Annotated in this window: 16 protein-coding genes and 1 pseudogene; 5 read left to right on the forward strand and 12 right to left on the reverse strand. The window is 70.5% G+C overall.

What is annotated here, in order from left to right; genetic code table 11:
- Positions 1 to 69: 69 nt before the first annotated feature.
- The 6 genes and pseudogenes from ACWEJ6_RS21620 to ACWEJ6_RS21645 form a co-directional block, all read right to left on the reverse strand.
- On the reverse strand, positions 70 to 1629 hold the full coding sequence (locus ACWEJ6_RS21620) for an NADH-quinone oxidoreductase subunit N (protein WP_452425697.1): 1560 nt from the start codon (positions 1627 to 1629) through the stop codon (positions 70 to 72).
- A complete protein-coding gene (locus tag ACWEJ6_RS21625) occupies positions 1626 to 3269 on the reverse strand; it encodes a complex I subunit 4 family protein (RefSeq protein ID WP_452425699.1) in 1644 nt (547 codons plus the stop codon). The genes ACWEJ6_RS21620 and ACWEJ6_RS21625 overlap by 4 nt, the downstream gene beginning before the upstream one ends.
- Entirely contained in the window at positions 3266 to 5209 is a 1944-nt protein-coding gene (locus tag ACWEJ6_RS21630; protein ID WP_452425701.1) for an NADH-quinone oxidoreductase subunit 5 family protein, read from the reverse strand. Before ACWEJ6_RS21630 ends, ACWEJ6_RS21625 begins: the two co-directional genes overlap by 4 nt.
- A 158-nt stretch (positions 5210 to 5367) precedes the next feature.
- Positions 5368 to 5670: pseudogene (gene nuoK, locus ACWEJ6_RS21635) on the reverse strand (NADH-quinone oxidoreductase subunit NuoK); the annotation flags it as partial.
- A complete protein-coding gene (locus ACWEJ6_RS21640; RefSeq protein ID WP_352322488.1) occupies positions 5670 to 6230 on the reverse strand; it encodes an NADH-quinone oxidoreductase subunit J family protein in 561 nt (186 codons plus the stop codon). The gene ACWEJ6_RS21640 and the pseudogene nuoK, both read right to left, overlap by 1 nt.
- Complete coding sequence (locus tag ACWEJ6_RS21645; protein ID WP_452425703.1) at positions 6227 to 7975, reverse strand: 4Fe-4S binding protein; 1749 nt, start codon at positions 7973 to 7975, stop codon at positions 6227 to 6229. The genes ACWEJ6_RS21640 and ACWEJ6_RS21645 overlap by 4 nt, the downstream gene beginning before the upstream one ends.
- Before the next feature lie 153 nt (positions 7976 to 8128).
- On the opposite strand from ACWEJ6_RS21645, the gene ACWEJ6_RS21650 reads away from it, so the two are divergent.
- Positions 8129 to 9364 (forward strand): serine/threonine-protein kinase, encoded by a 1236-nt coding sequence (locus ACWEJ6_RS21650; protein WP_452425705.1) that lies wholly within the window; start codon positions 8129 to 8131, stop codon positions 9362 to 9364.
- A 481-nt stretch (positions 9365 to 9845) separates the two neighbouring features.
- Here the strand turns inward: ACWEJ6_RS21650 and ACWEJ6_RS21655 are convergent, their stop codons facing one another.
- The 6 genes from ACWEJ6_RS21655 to ACWEJ6_RS21680 form a co-directional block, all read right to left on the reverse strand.
- A complete protein-coding gene (locus ACWEJ6_RS21655; protein WP_452425707.1) occupies positions 9846 to 10790 on the reverse strand; it encodes a hypothetical protein in 945 nt (314 codons plus the stop codon).
- A gap of 78 nt (positions 10791 to 10868) precedes the next feature.
- Positions 10869 to 11810, reverse strand: a complete 942-nt coding sequence (gene nuoH, locus ACWEJ6_RS21660) for an NADH-quinone oxidoreductase subunit NuoH (RefSeq protein WP_358290014.1) — start codon at positions 11808 to 11810, stop codon at positions 10869 to 10871.
- The gene (locus tag ACWEJ6_RS21665) at positions 11803 to 12345 is read right to left on the reverse strand and encodes an NADH-quinone oxidoreductase subunit C (protein WP_452425709.1); all 543 of its coding nucleotides are present in this window, start codon (positions 12343 to 12345) and stop codon (positions 11803 to 11805) included. The genes nuoH and ACWEJ6_RS21665 overlap by 8 nt, the downstream gene beginning before the upstream one ends.
- Entirely contained in the window at positions 12342 to 12878 is a 537-nt protein-coding gene (locus ACWEJ6_RS21670) for an NADH-quinone oxidoreductase subunit B (RefSeq protein WP_452425711.1), read from the reverse strand. Before ACWEJ6_RS21670 ends, ACWEJ6_RS21665 begins: the two co-directional genes overlap by 4 nt.
- A 65-nt stretch (positions 12879 to 12943) precedes the next feature.
- The gene (locus tag ACWEJ6_RS21675) at positions 12944 to 14089 is read right to left on the reverse strand and encodes a M48 family metallopeptidase (RefSeq protein ID WP_452425713.1); all 1146 of its coding nucleotides are present in this window, start codon (positions 14087 to 14089) and stop codon (positions 12944 to 12946) included.
- 44 nt (positions 14090 to 14133) lie between these two features.
- Positions 14134 to 14505 carry an NADH-quinone oxidoreductase subunit A gene (locus tag ACWEJ6_RS21680; protein ID WP_387678251.1) on the reverse strand — a complete coding sequence of 124 codons (372 nt, stop codon included), beginning with the start codon at positions 14503 to 14505 and terminating at the stop codon, positions 14134 to 14136.
- An 85-nt stretch (positions 14506 to 14590) separates the two neighbouring features.
- Between ACWEJ6_RS21680 and ACWEJ6_RS21685 the strand changes: the two genes are divergently transcribed.
- The 4 genes from ACWEJ6_RS21685 (at position 14591) to ACWEJ6_RS21700 (ending at position 19205) form a co-directional block, all read left to right on the forward strand.
- Positions 14591 to 16078: a polysaccharide deacetylase family protein gene (locus ACWEJ6_RS21685; protein ID WP_452425716.1), complete on the forward strand. Its 1488-nt coding sequence runs from the start codon at positions 14591 to 14593 to the stop codon at positions 16076 to 16078.
- A gap of 33 nt (positions 16079 to 16111) precedes the next feature.
- The gene (locus ACWEJ6_RS21690; RefSeq protein WP_352322479.1) at positions 16112 to 16201 is read left to right on the forward strand and encodes a putative leader peptide; all 90 of its coding nucleotides are present in this window, start codon (positions 16112 to 16114) and stop codon (positions 16199 to 16201) included.
- Positions 16202 to 16321: 120 nt separating this feature from the next.
- Entirely contained in the window at positions 16322 to 18166 is a 1845-nt protein-coding gene (locus ACWEJ6_RS21695; protein ID WP_452425718.1) for a 2-oxoacid:acceptor oxidoreductase subunit alpha, read from the forward strand.
- Positions 18159 to 19205 (forward strand): 2-oxoacid:ferredoxin oxidoreductase subunit beta, encoded by a 1047-nt coding sequence (locus ACWEJ6_RS21700; protein ID WP_358290028.1) that lies wholly within the window; start codon positions 18159 to 18161, stop codon positions 19203 to 19205. Before ACWEJ6_RS21695 ends, ACWEJ6_RS21700 begins: the two co-directional genes overlap by 8 nt.
- The last annotated feature ends 35 nt before the right edge of the window (positions 19206 to 19240 follow it).

Genomic DNA, 19240 nt, shown 5'->3' on the forward strand with positions numbered 1-19240 from the left:
CCGGGGGACAGGGCGCGGTGCGGCCCGGCTGCCCGCACGAGGACAGCCGGTGTCATGACCTGCCTACGGTCAGCTCGTGGCCGATAAGGACGTCATGTCCAGCACGAGCTGCGGAGCGACCGAGAAGAGGATCGCGACGGCCAGGGCCAGGCCGACGGCGAGCCACGCCGACGGGGACGAGCCACGCAGGCGCGTCTCCCCGGCAGGGGCGAAGAGGCGGGCCGCCCAGGCGGCGTAGTAGTAGAGGCCGATCACGGTGTTGACGGCCATGACCAGCGCGAGCCAGCCGAGGCCGCCCTCGACGATCGTCCGGAACACGAAGACCTTGGCGAAGAGGCCGGCCAGCCCCGGCGGCAGCCCTGCCAGGCAGACCAGGCAGAAGGCCAGCGCGATGCCGGCCGCCGGGCTGCGGAGGACCAGGCCGCGGTAGTCGTCGAGCTCGTTGCGCGGGGCGGCCCTGGAGACGAGCATGACGACGGCGAAGGCCCCGAGGTTCATGGCCGCGTAGATGACCAGGTACGCGACGGATGTGCCGATCGCGGCCTGAGACGAGGCCTGGGACGGGACCGCCGTGGCGGCGATCGCCAGCGGGGCCAGGATGTAGCCGGACTGGGCGACCGAGGACCAGGCCAGCATGCGGACGGCCGACCGCTGACGCATGGCGAGCAGGTTGCCCACGGTCATGGTCAGCGCCGAGATGACCGCGATCACCGGCCCCCAGGTGGACGACTGGCCGGCCAGCCCGGTGACCAGGACCAGGATGAGCCCCGCGAACCCGGCCGCCTTGGAGATGACCGAGAGCAGGGCCGCCACCGGGACGGGCGCGCCCTGGTAGACGTCCGCCGCCCAGGAGTGGAACGGCACGGCGGCGATCTTGAACGCGAACCCGGCCGCCACGAGGACGACGCCCACCGTGACGACCGCGGGCAGCCCGTGGGCCGTCTCCAGGGCTGTGGAGTGCGTGCCCGCCGCCCCCGGCGCCGGGATCCGGCCGCCCAGGACGGCCGCCACACGGGACAGGTGGACCGCTCCGGAGACGCCGTACAGGAGGGAGACGCCGAACAGCATGACGGCCGTGGACACGACCGACACGACGAAGAGCTTGACCGCGGCTTCGGAGGCGCGGCCGTCGTAGCGTTTGAGCGCGGTGAGGGCGAACACCGGCAGCGAGACCAGTTCGAGCGCCACCACGAGCATGATCAGGTCGCGGGAGGCGGGCAGGGTCACCGCGCCGACGAGGGTGCACAGCAGCAGGAAGTACCACTCACCGGCCGGGATGCCGCCCCCGGCCAGCTCCGTCATCGACATCAGCACGACCACCAGGGCCGCGACGAGCACCAGCCCGGCGAAGACCGTCGTGAACCGGTCGGCGACGAACGAGCAGAGCGTGCCCGCTCCCCCGGTCGCGAGGTCCGGCGGCACGCAGAACGTCGCCCGGGACGTGCCGCCTGCGGCCTGCGCGATCACGAACCCGAGGGCCACGACGACCCCCGCCAGGGTCACCAGCCCGAGCGCGGTGCGGGTACGCGTCGAGGCAGGCAGGAACACGTCGAGCAGCAGCACGAGCCCGGCCACCACCGCCAACGCCAGCGGCGGCGCGATGACGAAGTAGTCGATCTGCTGAGTCATGGCAGGGCTCCCAGCAGGGTCTGCGCCACCGGCGTGGTGAGTGAGAGCAGGAGACCGGGCCAGAGCCCGAAGAGCACGATCAGGACCACCAGCGGGGCCCACGCCGCCGCTTCGTAGGACCGGAGGTCGTCGATGCGCTGCGTGGCGTGGCCGGCTTCGAGGGTCGCGGTCGCCGGCTGCCCCGGGAGCGACTCCGCCGAGCCGAGAGGCACAACGGGACGTTCGTCCGGAGTCTCCCCCTCCGGCGGGGTCTCCCGCTGCCCCGCGGCTCCCGACGGACGGCCATGGGTGACGCGGGACAGCATGAGCACGAAGTACGCGGCCGTCAGGACCGCTCCCAGGCCGCCGATCACCATGTACGTGCGGAAGAGCGCACGTGGCAGGCCGCTCGCCGGCTGGAACGACCCCAGCAGCGCCAGCATCTCCCCCCAGAACCCGGCCAGGCCGGGCAGCCCGAGCGAGGCGATCGCGGCGAACGTGAGCACCGATCCCAGTCGCGGCATCGTGGCCAGCAGGCCGCCGCCCAGGCTCGGCATGTCGGCCGTGTGACAGCGGTCCTTGATCCCACCGGCGAGGAAGAACAGCAGGCCGGTGATCAGGCCATGGGCGACGTTCGCGAACAGGGCACCGTTGACGCCGACCGGGGTCAGGGTGGCGAAGCCGAGCAGGACGAAGCCCATGTGGCCCACGGAGGAGTAGGCGATCATGCGTTTGAGGTCACGCTGTGCCAGGCAGGCCAGGGCGCCGTAGACGATGCCGACCACGGCGAACGCCCCCAGCCACGGCGCCACGGCGGCTGCCCCCTCGGGGAGGACGGGGATGGCGATCCTGGCGAAACCGTACGTGCCCATCTTCAGCAGCACTCCGGCCAGCAGCACCGAGCCGACGGTCGGGGCCTCGGTGTGGGCGTCGGGCAGCCAGGTGTGCAGGGGCCACATCGGCGTCTTGACCGCCAGGCCCACACCGATCGCCACGAACGCCAGGATCTGCACGGACCTGGACATTCCTGCGCCGTGGGCGGCGGCCAGCTCGGCCATGTCGAGCGTGCCGGTCCGCGCCCAGACGAGCAGCAGGCCGAGGAGCATCACGACCGAGCCGAGCAGCGTGTACAGGATGAACTTGACCGACGCCGCCCGGCGCCCGGCGCCGCCCCAGATGCCGATCAGGAAGTACATCGGGATCAGCACGATCTCGAAGAAGACGAAGAAGAGCAGCAGGTCGAGGGCGAGGAACGTGCCGATCATGCCGACTTCGAGCACCAGCAGCGTGAACACCAGCGCCCTCGGCCTGTTCCCCAGGAACCGGCTCGGCGTGCGGGGCCGGCCCCAGGACAGGTAGCCGAAGCAGAGGAACGTCAGCAGCGCGGTGAGCACGATCAGCGGCAGGGAGATGCCGTCGACGCCCAGATGGAAGCGGAGCCCCAGGCCGGGGATCCACGGCTGGTCGACCGCGAACTGCAGGCTCGTCGGCCGCCCGTGGTCGAACGTGGCCGCCATGACCAGGGCCAGCGCCAGCGTGACCCCCGAGAGGATCAAGCCGTACGTGCGCAGGACCGGACGGAGCGCGCCGGGGGCGAGGAGGAGCACGAGCGCGCCGAGCAGGGGCACGGCGAGCAGTGCGACCGACAGCCAGCCCGTCATGTGAGCATCACCGCCCCCACCGCGATCAGGATCACGCCGGCGAGAACGCCGCTGACATAGAGCTGCACGTTGCCGTTCTGGGCCAGGCGCAGCCATCCGGACAGGCCGCGAGCGGTGCGGCCCGACCCTCGGACGGCGCCGTCGACGACCACGTCGTCCGTTCTGACGACCAGCCGGGCCAGGGCCGTGATCGGGCGGACGAACAGCGCCGCGTAGACGTCGTCGACGTAGAAGGCTCGCTCGCAGGGCACCCGTAGAGGGCCCAGCAGGCGGGCCGGGTCGGTGACGGGATCGCCGCGCCAGACGGCGTAGACGACGCCCGCGCCGAGCAGCGCGAGCACGACGCTGATCGCTGCCACCTCCAGCTCGACGTGCGGCTGCCCCGCGAAGCCCAGCAGCAGAGCGGGGACCGCGAGGAGCACGACGGGCACGAGCATGGTCTTGGGGGCCTCGGTGACGTCGACGACGTGGGCCGTGCCGGGCTCGGGCTCGGGGAGCGCCACCACGCGCGGCGGCCCGAAGAACGTGCGGAGCCAGGCTCTGGTGGCGTACGCGCCGGTGACGGCGACGGTCGCGAGGGCGCAGCCGTACAGGAGCAGGGCGGCGGCGTCCGTCAGGCCGCCGCCGGCCAGCGCGCCGTCCATGGCCGCCAGGACGCCGTCCTTGCTGAAGAAGCCGCTGGCCGGTGGGAGGCCCATCAGAGCGGCGAACCCCACCGTCATCGTCACGAACGTGACCGGCAGCTCGCGGCGCAACCCGCCCATCTGGGTCATCAGGTTGGAGCCGACGTGGTGGATCACCACTCCCGCGCACAGGAACAGCAGCGCCTTGAACGCCCCGTGGGTCACCAGGTGGAAGATCGCCGCCCGGTCGGAGCCCGCGGCCAGGCCGCCGGCCATGTAGGCGAGCTGGCTGACCGTGGAGTAGGCGAGCACCCGTTTCAGGTCGTCCTGGGCGAACGCGGCCAGTGCGGCGCCCAGCATGCCGATCGCGGCGATGACGGCCAGGACGTCGAGCGTGGGGCGGGCGGCGAGGAAGGCGGGAAAGAGCCTGGCCACGATGAAGATGCCGGCGGCGACCATGGTGGCGGCGTGGATCAGCGCGCTGATCGGGGTCGGGCCGGCCATGGCGTCCGGGAGCCAGGTGTGCAGCGGCACCTGGGCGCTCTTGCCGGCGACGCCGCACAGCAGCAGCATGGTGGCCGTCGTCAGGGTGGCCGCGGACATGTCGGGCACCTTCGCCAGCACGTCGGCGACCCGGAAGCTGCCCGCCGCCGTGCCGAGGACGAAGATGCCGAACAGGAAGCCGACGTCGCCGAGCCGGGTGACGAGGAACGCCTTGACCGCCGCGCGCGAATTGCCCCGGTCTTCCCACCAGTGGCCGATGAGGAGGTAGGAGCACAGGCCCATGATCTCCCAGCCCACGTAGAGGACCAGGAGGTCGCCCGCGTAGACCACCAGGAGCATGGCACTGGTGAACAGGCTGATGAACGCGCTGTAGGAGGGGTAGCGGGGATCGTCTTTGAGATAGCCGACCGAGTAGACCTGCACGGCCAGCGCCACCAGCGTCACCAGGACGCCGAGGACGGCCGACAGGTCGTCGGCCAGCAGGGTCAGCGAGATCGGGACGCCGCCGGTGATGATCGAGCCGTACGCGCGGCCCACGGGCGCCGAGGGGGTGCCGCCTTCGAGGAACGTGAAGCCCGGCCCCCAGGCCAGCCAGAGAGCCAGGACGGCCGACGCCGCCGTCGGGATGACGGCGATCCAGGCGGCTCGGGTGTTGGCGCGTTCGCCGGCGGTCTTCTCGGCCGCGGCGAGCCGCGCTCCGCCTGGTGGCTGTTCCTGGGCAGCGGGGCGGGCATGCGGCCAGCGGGAGAGCAGCAGGCCGGTGGCGGCGGCGAGAGCGGGCAGCAACACGGCCAGCAGCGGGAACGTCGTCACAGCTCGCCCCCTCGCCGGGCGCTGCGGTCGTCCAGGTGGGGCCGGCCTGCATCGGTCGGCGAGGCCGGATGGTGGTCGTTGAGAGAGGGCGGGGGGGTGCCGGCGGCCTGGCCGGAGGGAGTGGCGGTCGGGACCAGGTCAGGGCGTTCGTCGGCGGGCTCGGACAGGTCGCGGAGGTGGTCGAGGTCGACGGTCCGGCGGTTGCGGTAGAGGGCCAGGACGATCGCCAGGCCGAGGCCGACCTCGGCGGCGGCGATGACGATGACGAAGAGGGTGAGCACCTGACCGCTGTGCAGCCGGTCGCGCAGCCACACGTCGAACGCCACCAGGTTGAGGTTGACGGCGTTGAGCATCAGCTCGACCGACATCAGCACGAGGATCGTGTTGCGCCTGGCGAGCACGCCGTAGACGCCCACGGAGAACAGCAGCGCGGAGACGACCGCCGGGTAGACGATGTGCACTAGTGACCCCCGGTCTGATCGGGCGGCGAGCCGGGAATGTCCGTACGGGACAGCACGATGGCTCCGATCAATGCGGCGAGCAGCAGCACGGACAGCGCCTCGAACGGCAGCACCCAGGTGGCGAAGACGCTGGCGCCCAGCTCCTTCGCCGCCCCCTGGCCCGGTGTGAGCGGGGTGTACGCCGTGCGGAAACCGTCGATCACGACCGTGACCAGGACCGCGGCGGTCGCCACCGCCACCAGGGCGGCCACCGGCCGGTTGCCGCTGTCGAGGTCGGCGGAACGGCCGATCGGGGCACGGGTGAGCATGATGCCGAACAGCATCAGGACCACCACCGCGCCCACGTAGATGAGCACCTGGACCCAGGCCACGAACTCGGCGGTCAGCACCAGGTAGCCGCCCGCGAGCGCGCCGAAGGAGACCACGAGCCACAGAGCGGCGTGGACGAGTTGCCGGGTCGTGACGACGAGCAGCGCCGATCCAACCGCTACCGCTCCCAGCAGCAAGAAGACGATCTCTTGCCCGGTGGGTGACAGGTAGGAGGGCACCGCCTCGGTCACGACTCCTCCTCGGACTCCTCTGTGTCGTCAGGGCCGAGCCGCCCCGGCGGTCGGATGGACCTCGGGTCCGCCATCCGGCGCCTGCGGGGGCTCGCGGAAGAAGTCTGCTCGTCCGGGCCGGGTTCCGGAGACGGTTCACCCGCGCCTGTGGAAAACCCGTTCGAGGGCGGCTCGCCTGTGGATGAAGGCGTTCGCGGCGGGTGCTCGTCCGAGGCCGGGGCGTCCTGGTCGGGCGGGCGGTTCGGCTCCTCGCCCGCCGGAGCTGCCGCGTCGCCGTCATGGGCACGCGGCGCTTCGCCCTCCGCCGTGGGGGAAACGTCGCCCTCCGCCGTGGGGGAAACGTCGCCTTCCTCCGTGGGGGGAACGTCGCCTTCCGTCACGTCTGACGGGCTTGCCGCTGTTGACGGTTTCGGGGTCGTTGTGTCGGACGGGCGAGTGTCTTCCGGCTCTTTGTTCTGTGCATCGGCGGACGGTTCGGCCGCTTGCGGGCTTGGCGGGAGAGCGCCTGGAGGACGGATGCCTCGTACGTTGGACATGGGCCTGCGCGTACGCTCGCGGCGGCCCGCAGGAGACGGAGGCGCGGCAGGGCCTTCGCCGGGCGCGGCTTCAGGAGCTTCCGCGGGGCCGGCCTTCTCACCTGCTCGCTCTTCCCGGTCGGCGCCGGCGCGCGCTTCGACGCCTCCGGCCGACGGGCCCGCGTCGGCGCGCCCGGCAGACGGAGTTGCGCCGGCCTGTCCGGCGTCACCTGCTGCGGCCCCCTCGGGGCCAGGGACGGCTTCCCCGCCTTCGGGACGGCGCGCTGCTTCGGCGCCGGGGGTTGCGCTTACGGCGGAGCCGGTGCCGGGGGTTGCGCTTACGGCGGAGCCGGTGTCAGGGGTTGCGCCTACGGCGGAGTCGGGGCCGGGCGGGGATGTGGCGCCGGCCTCGGAGCCGGGGCCCGCGTTCGCGCCGGAGGCAGCCGCGCCCGGCTCTCCGCTCCCCGGGGGCACGGCTCCCGGCTCGGCGGCGCCCGGCTCGGCGGCGCCCGGCTCGGTCACGCCCTCGCCCGGGACCCCCGTCGCTCCCCTGCGGGCACGCTCGCCCTGCGGGCCGGCACCCGGTCGCGCTGTGCCCGTTCCCCGGGGGGTCGTTGGCGCTGCTTCGCCCGTGGCGCCCTCCCGCTCTCGCGGGGCGCGGCGGGCGGCTCCGGCAGGGCCGGGCGCTTCAGGAGCTGCTCCGGGGCGGGCGGTTCCGGTACGGGCCGCGGGACGGCGAGGGGCCGCCGTGAGCTCCTTGGGCGGTTCGGCGCCGGGATCGTGGGCGGGCGGCGGCGGGACGGTCTGGGTCCAGGACGCCAGCTTGTCCTTCTCATGAAGAAGGTTCCGGATGTCACCCTCGGCGTACTCGAACTCCGGAGACCAGAAGAGCGCGTCGAAGGGGCAGACCTCGATGCAGATGCCGCAGTACATGCACAGCGCGAAGTCGATGGCGAACCGGTCGAGCACGTTGCGCTGACGGGGACGCCCGCCCTCCGGTGCCGGGATCGTCTCCTTGTGGGAGTCGATGTAGATGCACCAGTCGGGACACTCTCGGGCACAGAGCATGCAAGAGGTGCAATTTTCCTCGACGAGGGCGATAACGCCTCGACTGCGCGGCGGAAGAGCCGGCTTGACCTCGGGATACTGCTGGGTGACGGATTTGCGCAGCATGTGGCGAAGAGTGATGGACAGCCCTTTCGCCAGTCCGACTCCCGGTATCCGCGCCATGGTTCAACATCATGACGTACTTGACGGCGGAGGTGAATGAGCCAAGACCGTTGTCCCCAGTTTTTCCACAGCCATCCACAGGTTCGGTGGAAGTTATCCACAGGCTGGGTGACTGTCCGATATGAACGACTGCATGGCGATAGTCTCTCGGCCATGCCGTACAGCCATCCGGTCCGTCCCAGCAGCGGGGCGTGGGCGGCCGCCATCGGGTGGGCCAGCCTGGCCCTGATCTCGTGCGGGCTGGCGACCCCGTTCACGATCGGGTTCGCGGCATTCTGGCTGCGGAGCACCTGGCAGGCCATCGGTGCCTGCGTCTACCTGGTCCTGATCGGCTCGTTCGTCATCGCCATCATGCTGTACGACGACTTCGACAACATCCCCGAGCCGATGTCCACTCTGATCTCGTTCGGGTTCGTGATCGCCTGGATCGGCGGGATCGCCCATTCGGCCGTCCTGGTGCCGGCGATGGCGCGGGCGCGGCACCGGCCACCGGTGCACGCGCAGGCCCCCGTGCGCACGCAGGCGCCCATGCACGCGCCCGCCCAGACGCCCACGCCGCAGCATCGGCCCGCCGACCTGCATCAACGGACCACGGCCCCCACCCATCAGCAGCATCGCGGGCAGCCGGAGTGGATCGGGCACTACCGGGTGCTGCACCAGCTCGGGCGCGGCGGGCAGGGCGCCGTCTACCTGGCCATGGCTCCCAACGGGGCGCGGGTGGCGGTCAAGGTGCTGCACGACCTGGTCGACGAGACGGCCCGCACCCGGTTCGCGCGGGAGGTGGACGCGGCCCGGCGGGTCGCCACCTTCTCCACAGCCCGGGTGCTCGATGTGAACATCAACGGGCAGCACGCGTACATCGTCTCGGAATACGTGGAGGGGCCGTCGCTGGAGCAACTCGTACGGCGCCACGGGCCCCGCGACGAGGACGGCCTGACGCGGCTCGCGTTATCCACAGCCGGAGCGCTGGCGGCCATCCACAAGGCCGGGGTGGTGCATCGTGACTTCAAACCGAGCAACGTCCTGATCGGGCACGACGGGCCGCGGGTGATCGACTTCGGGATCGCCCGGGCGCTCGACCGGATGACCATGACGTCCGGGAAGATGGTGGGGACGCCGCCGTACATGTCGCCTGAGCAGCTGACCGGGGAGCCTGTGGGGCCAGCGTCCGACGTGTTCAGCTGGGCGGTGACGATGATGTTCGCGGCCACGGGGCGTCCGGCGTTCGGCGAGGACACCGTGCCGGCCGTCTTCAACCGGGTGCTCACGGTCCACCCGGACCTGTCGCCGTTGCCGCCCGCCTTGCGCGGCGTGGTGGGGGCATGCCTGAACAAGCGCCCCCAGGAACGCCCGTCGGCTTCGGACGTGATGGTCGCAATCGTCCACTGACCACCGCCCCCGGCACATGCCACGACCACCGAACCAACCGACCGCAGGCGGAGGACCCCCGCTTACCGATCACCCACGGGTGCCACGGCCGAACGACTGCCTACTGGTAAGACCACCGAACGACCGCGAATCGATGATCGGATCGAACCACTGCAGGCCGGTGACCGCCGCCGAACGGCTGTGAACGATGATCGCCACCGACCACCGAAGGCCAGTGGCCGCCCCTGAGGACAATGGACCGATGACCACCGCCGCCTGACCATCCACCAGTGCCGCGAGTCGCCCCACCATCAAGCGCCGTACGACGAAAGCGGGTCACCCCTGCCCAAAGGGACAGGACGGGAGATGGAGTAGGGCGCCCCTCACGATCCGGTCGAGGGGTTCGTGGAGGGCGGCCCGATGAGGAGGGGGTCAGGGGAAGGCTTGGCGGAAGTGGGTGGTGAGGGTCAGGGGAAGGCTTGGCGGGAGTGGGTGGTGAGGGTCAGGGGAAGGCTTGGCGGGAGTGGGTGGTGAGGGTCAGGTATTCCTCGCGGGAGACCCGGTGCATCGCCAGCCCCAGCCCGTGGCGTTCGGTGAAGCGGTGGAGAGAGGCCGGGGGCCAGCGGCCGGGCAGGTGGAGCAGGGGATTCCCCGCGGGGTCGAGGAGGAAGACGCCGCACAGGTCGTCGTGACGGTACCGGAGGAGACTGCTGCCCGGTTCAACCGGAAGTTCGGTGATGACCCCCGAACGGCGGTACACCGACAACGTCCGGGACGACTTCATCCGCAGGTACGGCCCTCCAGGCGGCCCCACGACAAGGCCACGCCTCTCCTGCCACCGATGCACCCCGCCCAGCACAGGCCGTACGACGAGCAACGCGGGACTGAAGGCCACCATCAGCCATTTGGCCTCGATCAGTTCCATCAGGAAACGTCCGAAGGCCGAGAAGCCGCGCCAGGCGACCCACATTCCGGTGACCCCCAGATACACCATCAACGCCAGCCCGGCGATTCCCGCGCACACCCCCAGAGCCAGGTTCCATCGGGCCGTCCGCGGCGCCGGGAATCCGCGGATGCGTTCCCAGCCGGGGGCGCGGGCGGCGAGGATCCGGCGCGCCCGCTCGGAGCTGTCGTCCCGGCCGTCCCGGAGCGGGATGCCGGCCTTGGCGGCGAAGTCCCGCAGGTGGGGCGGGTGCCAGTCGCCAGGCAGGTCCAGCAGGACGAGCCCGTCGGGGTCGAGGGCGGCGACCCCTTTCAGGAATCGCGACCTCTTCCCGGAACCGTCTGTCGAATAGTCGTAACGGTAGAGCGACGCGGGCGACAGGGTCGTGGAACGGCCCCTGGCTTCGTCGGTGACGGTCAAGGTGCGGCCGTCGGAGCTGAGACTGACTTTCGGGCAGCGGGCGCCTTTCATCGCACCCGCGACGGGCAGGATTTGCGCGTTCACGAATCGTCCCCTCCATCCGGGCCCCCTGTGCCGGGCACGACGGATAAGGGCGGCATAAAGTTTCCGCCGGCGCGAAACTCAGATGAGGACCTTCACCACTCCGGTGAGCGCGAGCTGCACGAGCGCCAGCGGCACCAGTCCGGCCCAGGCGAGCTTCTGGAGCTGGTCCTCACGCAGCCGCGGATAGGTGACGCGCAGCCAGATCACCACGAACGCCAGCGCGAAGACCTTGATCAGGGTCCAGATCCAGCCCGGCAGGAACGGCCCGTGCCAGCCGCCCAGAAAGAGCACGGTGGTCAGAAGGGACAGGACGACGATCCCGGCGTACTCGGAGAGCATGAACAGGGCGAACCGCATGCCGGTGTACTCGGTCATCGGGCCCATGATGATCTCGGACTCGGCGATCGGCATGTCGAACGGCGGACGCCGCAGCTCGGCCAGCCCCGCCACGAAGAACACCACGCCGCCGATCGCCTGCCAGGGCAGCCACCACCACTGCCACGCCTCGACGATGCCGGGCATCGACAGCGTGCCCGCCGCCATCGCCACGGACGAGGCCGCCAGCACCAGCGGCAGCTCGTACGACATGAGCTGGGCGGCCGCCCGCATGCCGCCGAGCACCGAATACTTGTTGGCCGACGCCCACCCCGCCATGATCGCGCCGAGCACCCCGACGCCCATGACGGCGAGCACGAAGAACAGCCCGAGATCGAGGTCGACGGCGACCAGGCCGCGGTCGAGCGGAATGACGATCAGGACGACCAGGTACGGGACCAGCGCCACGCCGGGCGCGATCATGAAGACGCGGCGGTCGGCCGCGGCCGGGATGACGTCCTCCTTCTGCATGAACTTCACGCCGTCGGCGATGAGCTGCGCCCAGCCGTGGAAGCCGCCGGCGTACATGGGGCCGAGCCTCGACTGCATGTGGGCCATGACCTTGTGCTCGGTCTGGCCGACGATCAGCGGCAGCACCAGGAACACGACGAGGATGACGACGAAGCTCAGCACCACTTCAAGCATCAGGCGGACCCCAATCGGCCGGTACTCCGGGCGGAAGCGTCTTGCGGCGGCTCGGGGCGCCGTGCCCTGACTCGCCCGGCTCCTTGGCGCCCGGCCACGGCTTGGCCACGCGGGCGGCCAGCACGAAGTCCTTGCGCAGCGGATGGCCCTCGAAGCCGTCGGGCAGGAGCAGCGGCACCAGGTACGGGTGATCCTCGAAGATCACCCCGAACATCTCGTACGTCTCGCGCTCGTACCAGTTCGCCCCCCGGTAGACGCCGACGGCGGACGGCAGGCGCGGATCGGCACGCGGCACCCGGGTGCGCAGCAGCAGCCGCTCGCGGGTGTCCAGGTTGTAGACGTGGGCGACGACGACGAAGGCGTCGGGCGGCTCGTCCACGCCGGTCAGCCAGTCGAAGAAGGCGTGGCCGAGGTCGTCGCGCGCGAAGGTCAGCAGCTCGATCCAGTCGGCGGGGGCGACGTCGACCGTGGTCTCGCCGTAGGACTCGCTGATCTCGGCGCGCTCGCCGAAACGGGCGGCGACGGCGGCGTTCACGCCCGGTCCTCGGAGCCGTGGGAGCGGGACCAGACGTAGCGGTCGCTCAGCTTCTCCCCCGCGATCTTCTCCTGGAGCTTCATGATCCCGTAGAGCAGCGCCTCGGGACGGGGAGGGCAGCCGGGCACGTAGACGTCGACGGGGATGATCTGGTCGACGCCGTTGGTGACGCAGTAGGAGTCCCAGTAGGGGCCGCCGGTGTTGGAGCAGGCGCCGAACGAGATCACGTACTTGGGGTCGGGCATCTGCTCGTAGAGGCGTTTCACGGCGGGGGCCATCTTGTCGGTGACCGTGCCGGAGACGATCATCAGGTCGGCCTGACGGGGGCCGTTGGCGAACGGGATGACCCCGAACCGGATGAAGTCGTGCCTGCTCATGGAGGTCGCGATGAACTCGATGGCGCAGCAGGCCAGCCCGAAGTTGAACACCCACAGCGAATAGCGCCGCCCCCAGTTGAGCACGAACCGCATGGGTTTGGGCGCGAGCCTGGAGACAGGTCCGACGGTGGGCATCGGGAGATCCGTTGCTGCCATGTCGCCCATTCTTGCGCGAATCGCAGGTCAGGCAAAGGACGCACCCGCGGCGCCCGGCGGCTTCCTCAGTAGTACAGAGCCGACTGGGCGTCTTCCTTGAGGCCGCGCGCCACGCGTTCGGCCGGCAGCGCCAGCTCCTCCTCGATCTCCTCCATGGCCTCCGCCCGCACCCGCGCCTCCGCGTACGGCAGCGCCGCCAGATGCGCCCTCCGCAGGTGCGTGGGCGGGTGCGTCCTGTCCATCCGCAGTTCGTCCAGCCCGGCCGCCACGCGCAGCCGTTCGACCTCCGCCTCCGAAAGGCCGGCGACGTGGTCCCGCAGTTCCGCCCACAGGTCCTGCCGGCCCACCGCGAGGGTCTGCGTCATCAGGAAATGGTCGGCGGGCACGACCCGGGTGCTCAGGGCGTCCATCAAGGAGAGCGCCGCCTCGGTCCCGCCCACGCGGGCCTGGATGGCGTCGGCCCGGTACTCGGCCCGCTGCGACGACCGGTGGACCAGCAGCTCCAGGACGACGATGAGCCCTCGCACCGGCAGCCCGACCACCGCGAGCAGGCATTCGGCGGCCAGCCGGGACAGGCCGTCGCCCGGCTGCCAGCAGAACCGGGTCACCTCCCGCAGCTCGCTCAGCGAGTACAGCGCGCCGCCCACGGCGAGCCCGTGCCTGGCGTCGCCGTTGCGCGAGTGGGCCATCTCGTGGGAGATCACCGACACGCGTTCTGCCGGGGTCAGCAGCATCCAGAGGGGGTAACCGATCTCCACCAGGCGGCGTCGGCGCCAGCCGTACGTGGTGAACGCGGCGTTCGCGGTGCCGCTGAGCACGACGAGGTCGGTGCGCGGCGCGCCGACCTCCGCGCCGATCCGGTCGATCAGCTCGTACAGGCGCGGGGCGTTCTGCCGGGTGAGGGTCTCGGCTCCTCCCGGGACGCGCATGACGCGGGGACGCAGCAACCAGGCGACGTCGAGCGCGATCACCCCGAACGGCACGCTGAGGATGGTGAACCTGGTCACCAGGTAGCCGCCGAGGACGACGAAGGCGAACGGGAGCATATGGACCAGCGCGGCGAGCGCGTAACCGGCCGCCCGCGCGGCCCCGGCCGATCCGCCCGCCCGGGCGGCGTCATTCTCGCGGGCGGCTCGCATCACGTCACGGTGGAGGCCGTGGATGATGGCCGCCTGCCGGCGCGCCGCCCATCCCTTGCCCGTGCTCGACACGGCAGACAAATGTGCCGAGGCGGCACGAGAACGTCAAGAGCGATCTACGTCCAGCTGAGGACGCGTTTGCGCCAGGCGTACAGGATGCCGAGGGCGATGAAGCCGAGGAACACGAACATCTCCACCAGTGTCGTCACCCCGTAGCCGGGCGCGTCGAAGATCGTGGCCCACGGGAAGAGGAAGACGGCGTCTACGGCGAAGACGACGTAGAGGTAGGTGAAGACGTAGTAGCGGACCTGCGACTGCGCCCAGCCGTCGCCGACGGGGTCGACGCCGCATTCGTACGTGGTCAGCTTCTCGGGGGTCGGCCTGGTGGGCCGCAGGAGCCGGTTGGCCATGAGGGCCCCGGCGACGATGGCGACACCGATCGCCAACAGCGCGGCGACCAGCACGTAGGACCCGAAGTAGCCCTCCATGACGTGATCGTAACCCAGTCAAACCTCAGACCCCATAACCCCAAGACGGGGCAAAAGGTAAGATCCCCCACATACCCTGACAGACATGCACCAAACGCGATTCTTTGTTGGAATCGCTCTGCTGGCCCTCTCGGCCGGGGGCTGCGGGCTGGCCGCCGCCGCACCCGAGCGGGACGTGCTGGTCCCGGCAGAGCCGACCGCGATCGACTTCGTCGACCCCGCGACAGTCGTCGGCCTGTCCACCGCGACCATCACGAACGAGGACGACGACCACAGCAGATACGTGCACATCAGCTACCCCGAACTGGCCGACGCGCCGGGCCTGAACCGCGCGCTGCGCGCGGACGCCGAGCGGCAGCTGCGGGACTTCCGGGCCGCCAAGAGCGTCAACGGCGACTACCCGCGGCCCGAGCTGAACGTGGACTGGCAGCTCGCCGCCCGTTCCCCGGAGGCGGTCGCCGTTCGGCTGCGCACCGGCGAGTTCCTGGGCGCGAGCTGGGGCAACTCCACCCGTACCTTCTGGTTCGACCCGCGTACCGGCAAGGCGGGCGGGTCCACGGCGCTGCTGGGCGGGTCGCAGGCGCTGGACCGGCTCGCGGTGCTGGTCAAGGAGCAGCTCAAGGGACGCGGGCCGCAGGTCGAGCGGGACGGCGTGCGGGCCGACCCCGGCCAGTTCGACTCCATGGCCTTCAACCGGAGCGGCGACCTGGTGGTCGAGTTCGACGACTGCCAGATCGGGCCGTGCTCGCTCGGCCGGGTCGCGGTGGCCGTCCAGGCGGGACGGGTCGCGCCGCTGCTGTCCGAGCTGGGACGCCGGGCCCAGGAGAGCGTGCGGGAGGCCGCCCGCAGCGCCCCTCCGGCCGGGCCGGCGACGACGCCGAAGACGGCGCCGACGGCGAGCCCCGAGGCGTCCAGCAACCGGGCCGGGAGCGTGAACTGCGCCAGGACCAAGTGCGTGGCGCTGACGTTCGACGACGGGCCGGGGCCGCGGACCGGGCGGCTGCTCGACCTGCTGGCCGCCGGCAAGGCGCGGGCCACCTTCTTCACCGTCGGGACGAACGCCGTCGCGCAGCCGGGCCTGCTGCGCCGGATGAGCGCGGAAGGCCACCTGGTCGGCAACCACTCCTGGTCGCACCGGGACCTGTCGAAGCAGGCGACCAGCAAGATCGCCGACTCCTTCCGGCGTACCGACGACGCCGTCCGGGCGGCGATCGCGCAGGAGCCCACGCTGGCCCGCCCGCCGTACGGCGCGATCAGCAAGGACGTGCGCGACGTCGCCCGCGACCTGGGACTGTCGCTGGTCGGCTGGGACGTGAACTCCAGGGACGAGCCCGGCGCGACGGCGTCGGAGATCACCGACCGCGTCGTGCGCAAGGCCCATCCGGGCGCGATCATCCTGATGCACGACACCAACCCCGAGTCGATCGACGCGATTCCGGGCATCCTGAAAGAACTCAGCGGGAAGGGTTACACCTTCGTGACCGTTCCAGAGTTGTACGGCTCCGCAGCGATGCGCGCCGGACGCCTGTACGAGTCGGGGAACCAGCAGTCGCGTAAGCAGCCCCTGACGTAGCACACGTGTTGGGGGGACGTATCATTGGCGCTCGTGACCCGAACCGTCCTCTTCGCACGCCTGCATGTAGACCTCTGCAGGCTCGCGTCAGGGCTGTGTCGTCGTTCTCCCGCCTCACCCTGACTTCCGACCGCGTTACCCGCTTTCGCGGCTGGCAAACGCGTGACCTTCCGAGGATCTAGCATGGAAACAGAGAACGCGCCCAACGCAACCGCGCCTTGGCGCGTCGAGGAGGACTGAGCTGTGACGAAGCAGGTCCAGCAACTCGACCGCGTGATCATCAGGTTCGCCGGCGACTCCGGCGACGGCATGCAGCTCACCGGCGACCGCTTCACCGCGGGGACGGCGGAGTTCGGCAACGACCTGTCGACGCTGCCCAACTTCCCCGCCGAGATCCGCGCCCCCGCAGGAACCCTGCCCGGCGTGTCGAGCTTCCAGCTCCACTTCGCCGACCACGACATCCTGACGCCCGGCGACGCGCCCAACGTGCTCGTGGCCATGAACCCGGCGGCGCTGAAGGCCAACCTCGGCGACCTGCCGCGCGGCGCCGACATCATCGCCAACACCGACGAGTTCTCCAAGCGCAACCTGCAGAAGGTCGGCTACGCGGCCAACCCGCTGGAGGACGACTCCCTGAGCGAGTGGCGCGTGCACGCGGTGCCGCTGACCTCGCTGACGGTCAAGGCGCTCGAAGGCTTCGAGATCTCGAAGAAGGACGCCGAGCGCGCCAAGAACATGTTCGCCCTCGGCCTGCTGTCGTGGCTCTACCACCGGCCGACCGAGCAGACGATCTCGTTCCTGCAGCAGAAGTTCGCCAAGAAGCCCGACATCGCCAAGGCGAACATCGCGGCCTTCCAGGCGGGCTGGAACTACGGCGAGACGACCGAGTCGTTCTCGGTCTCCTACGAGGTCAAGCCGGCCAGGCTGGCTCCCGGCGTCTATCGCAACATCTCCGGGAACCAGGCCCTCGCCTACGGGCTGATCGCGGCCAGCGTGCAGTCGAAGCTGCCGCTGTTCCTGGGCTCGTACCCGATCACGCCGGCCAGTGACATCCTGCACGAGTTGTCCAAGCACAAGCGGTTCGGCATCCGCACCTTCCAGGCGGAGGACGAGATCGCGGGCGTCGGCGCGGCGCTGGGGGCCGCGTTCGGCGGGGCGCTGGGCGTGACCACCACCTCCGGCCCCGGCGTGGCGCTGAAGGCGGAGACGGTCGGCCTCGCGGTCACCACCGAGCTGCCGTTGATCATCGTTGACGTCCAGCGCGCCGGTCCCAGCACGGGCATGCCGACCAAGACCGAGCAGACCGACCTGCTGATGGCCATGTTCGGCCGCAACGGCGAGTCGCCGGTGCCGATCGTCGCGCCGCTCTCGCCGAGCGACTGCTTCGACGCGGCCGTCGAGGCGGCCCGTATCGCGGTCAAGTACCGCACGCCGGTCATGTTGCTCTCGGACGGCTACCTGGCCAACGGCTCGGAGCCGTGGCGCCTGCCCGAAGTTTCCGACTTGCCCGACATTTCGCAGGAATTCACGACCGAACCCAACGGTGAGGGCGGCGAGTTCCTGCCGTTCAAGCGTGACACCGAGACGCTGGCCCGCCCCTGGGCCATCCCCGGCACCCCCGGCCTCGAACACCGCATCGGCGGCATCGAGAAGGCCGACGGCACCGGCAACATCTCCTACGACCCGGACAACCACGACCTGATGGTCCGCACCCGGGCCGCCAAGATCGCCGGGATCGACGTGCCCGACCTCGCGGTCGACGACCCCGACGGCGACGCCAAGGTCCTGGTCATCGGCTGGGGCTCGACGTACGGGCCGATCGCGGCGGCCGTGCGGCGCATCAGGCGCCAGGGCGGCAAGGTCGCCCAGGCGCACCTGCGCCACCTCAACCCGCTGCCGGCCAACACCGGCGAGGTGCTCAAGAGCTACGACAAGGTGCTGCTGCCCGAGATCAACCTCGGCCAGCTCGCGCTGCTGCTGCGGGCCCGCTACCTCGTCGACGTGATCAGCTACAACCGCGTGCGCGGGCTCCCGTTCAAGGCCGAGGAGCTGGCCGGAGTCATTCAGGACGTGATCGACAGTGACTGAGCTGGTGAACGGGAAGGGCCTGAGCCTGGTTCCCAAGACCGACGTCAAGCAGGGGCTGAAGGACTTCAAGTCCGACCAGGAGGTGCGCTGGTGCCCGGGTTGCGGCGACTACGCGATCCTGGCGGCCGTGCAGAGCTTCCTGCCCGAGCTGGGGCTGCGGCGCGAGAACATCGTGTTCGTCTCCGGCATCGGCTGCTCCTCGCGCTTCCCGTACTACCTCAACACCTACGGCTTCCACTCGATCCACGGCCGCGCGCCCGCGATCGCGACCGGCCTGGCCGCCTCGCGGCCCGACCTGTCGGTGTGGGTGATCACCGGTGACGGCGACGCGCTGTCCATCGGCGGCAACCACCTGATCCACGCGCTGCGCCGCAACGTCAACCTGAACATCCTGCTGTTCAACAACAGGATCTACGGTCTGACCAAGGGCCAGTACTCGCCCACCTCCGAGGTCGGCAAGATCACCAAGTCGACCCCGATGGGCTCGCTGGACAAGCCGTTCAACCCGATCTCGCTGGCCATCGGCGCCGAGGCGTCGTTCGTGGCCCGCACGATCGACTCCGACCGCAAGCACCTGCAGTCGGTGCTGCGCGAGGCCACGGCCCACCGCGGCACGTCGCTGGTGGAGATCTACCAGAACTGCAACATCTTCAACGACAACGCCTTCGAGCAGCTCAAGGACCCGGCGGTGCGCGACGACATCACGCTGCGCCTGGAGCACGGCCAGCCGATCGTGAGCGCGTCCAAGGCCGTCGTGCGCGGCGCGAACGGCGGCATCGAGGTCGTCGCCAGGGACGGCGTGAGCGAGGAGCAGATCCTCGTGCACGACGCCCACAACCCCGACCCGTCGGTGGCCTTCGCCCTCAGCAGGCTCGACGAGCCGGCCTTCGAGCACGTGCCGATCGGCATCTTCCGCCAGGTCGACCGCCCGGCCTACGACGTGCTCATGGCCGACCAGCTGGAGGAGGCCGTGGCGCAGAAGGGCCCCGGCGACCTGAGCGAGCTGCTCATGGGTGGAGACACCTGGCGCATCGGCTAGTTCGTGTATTAGATGGAGCCGTCGGCCCGACGGCT

It is taken from the genome of Nonomuraea sp. NPDC004702, from assembly GCF_053601695.1.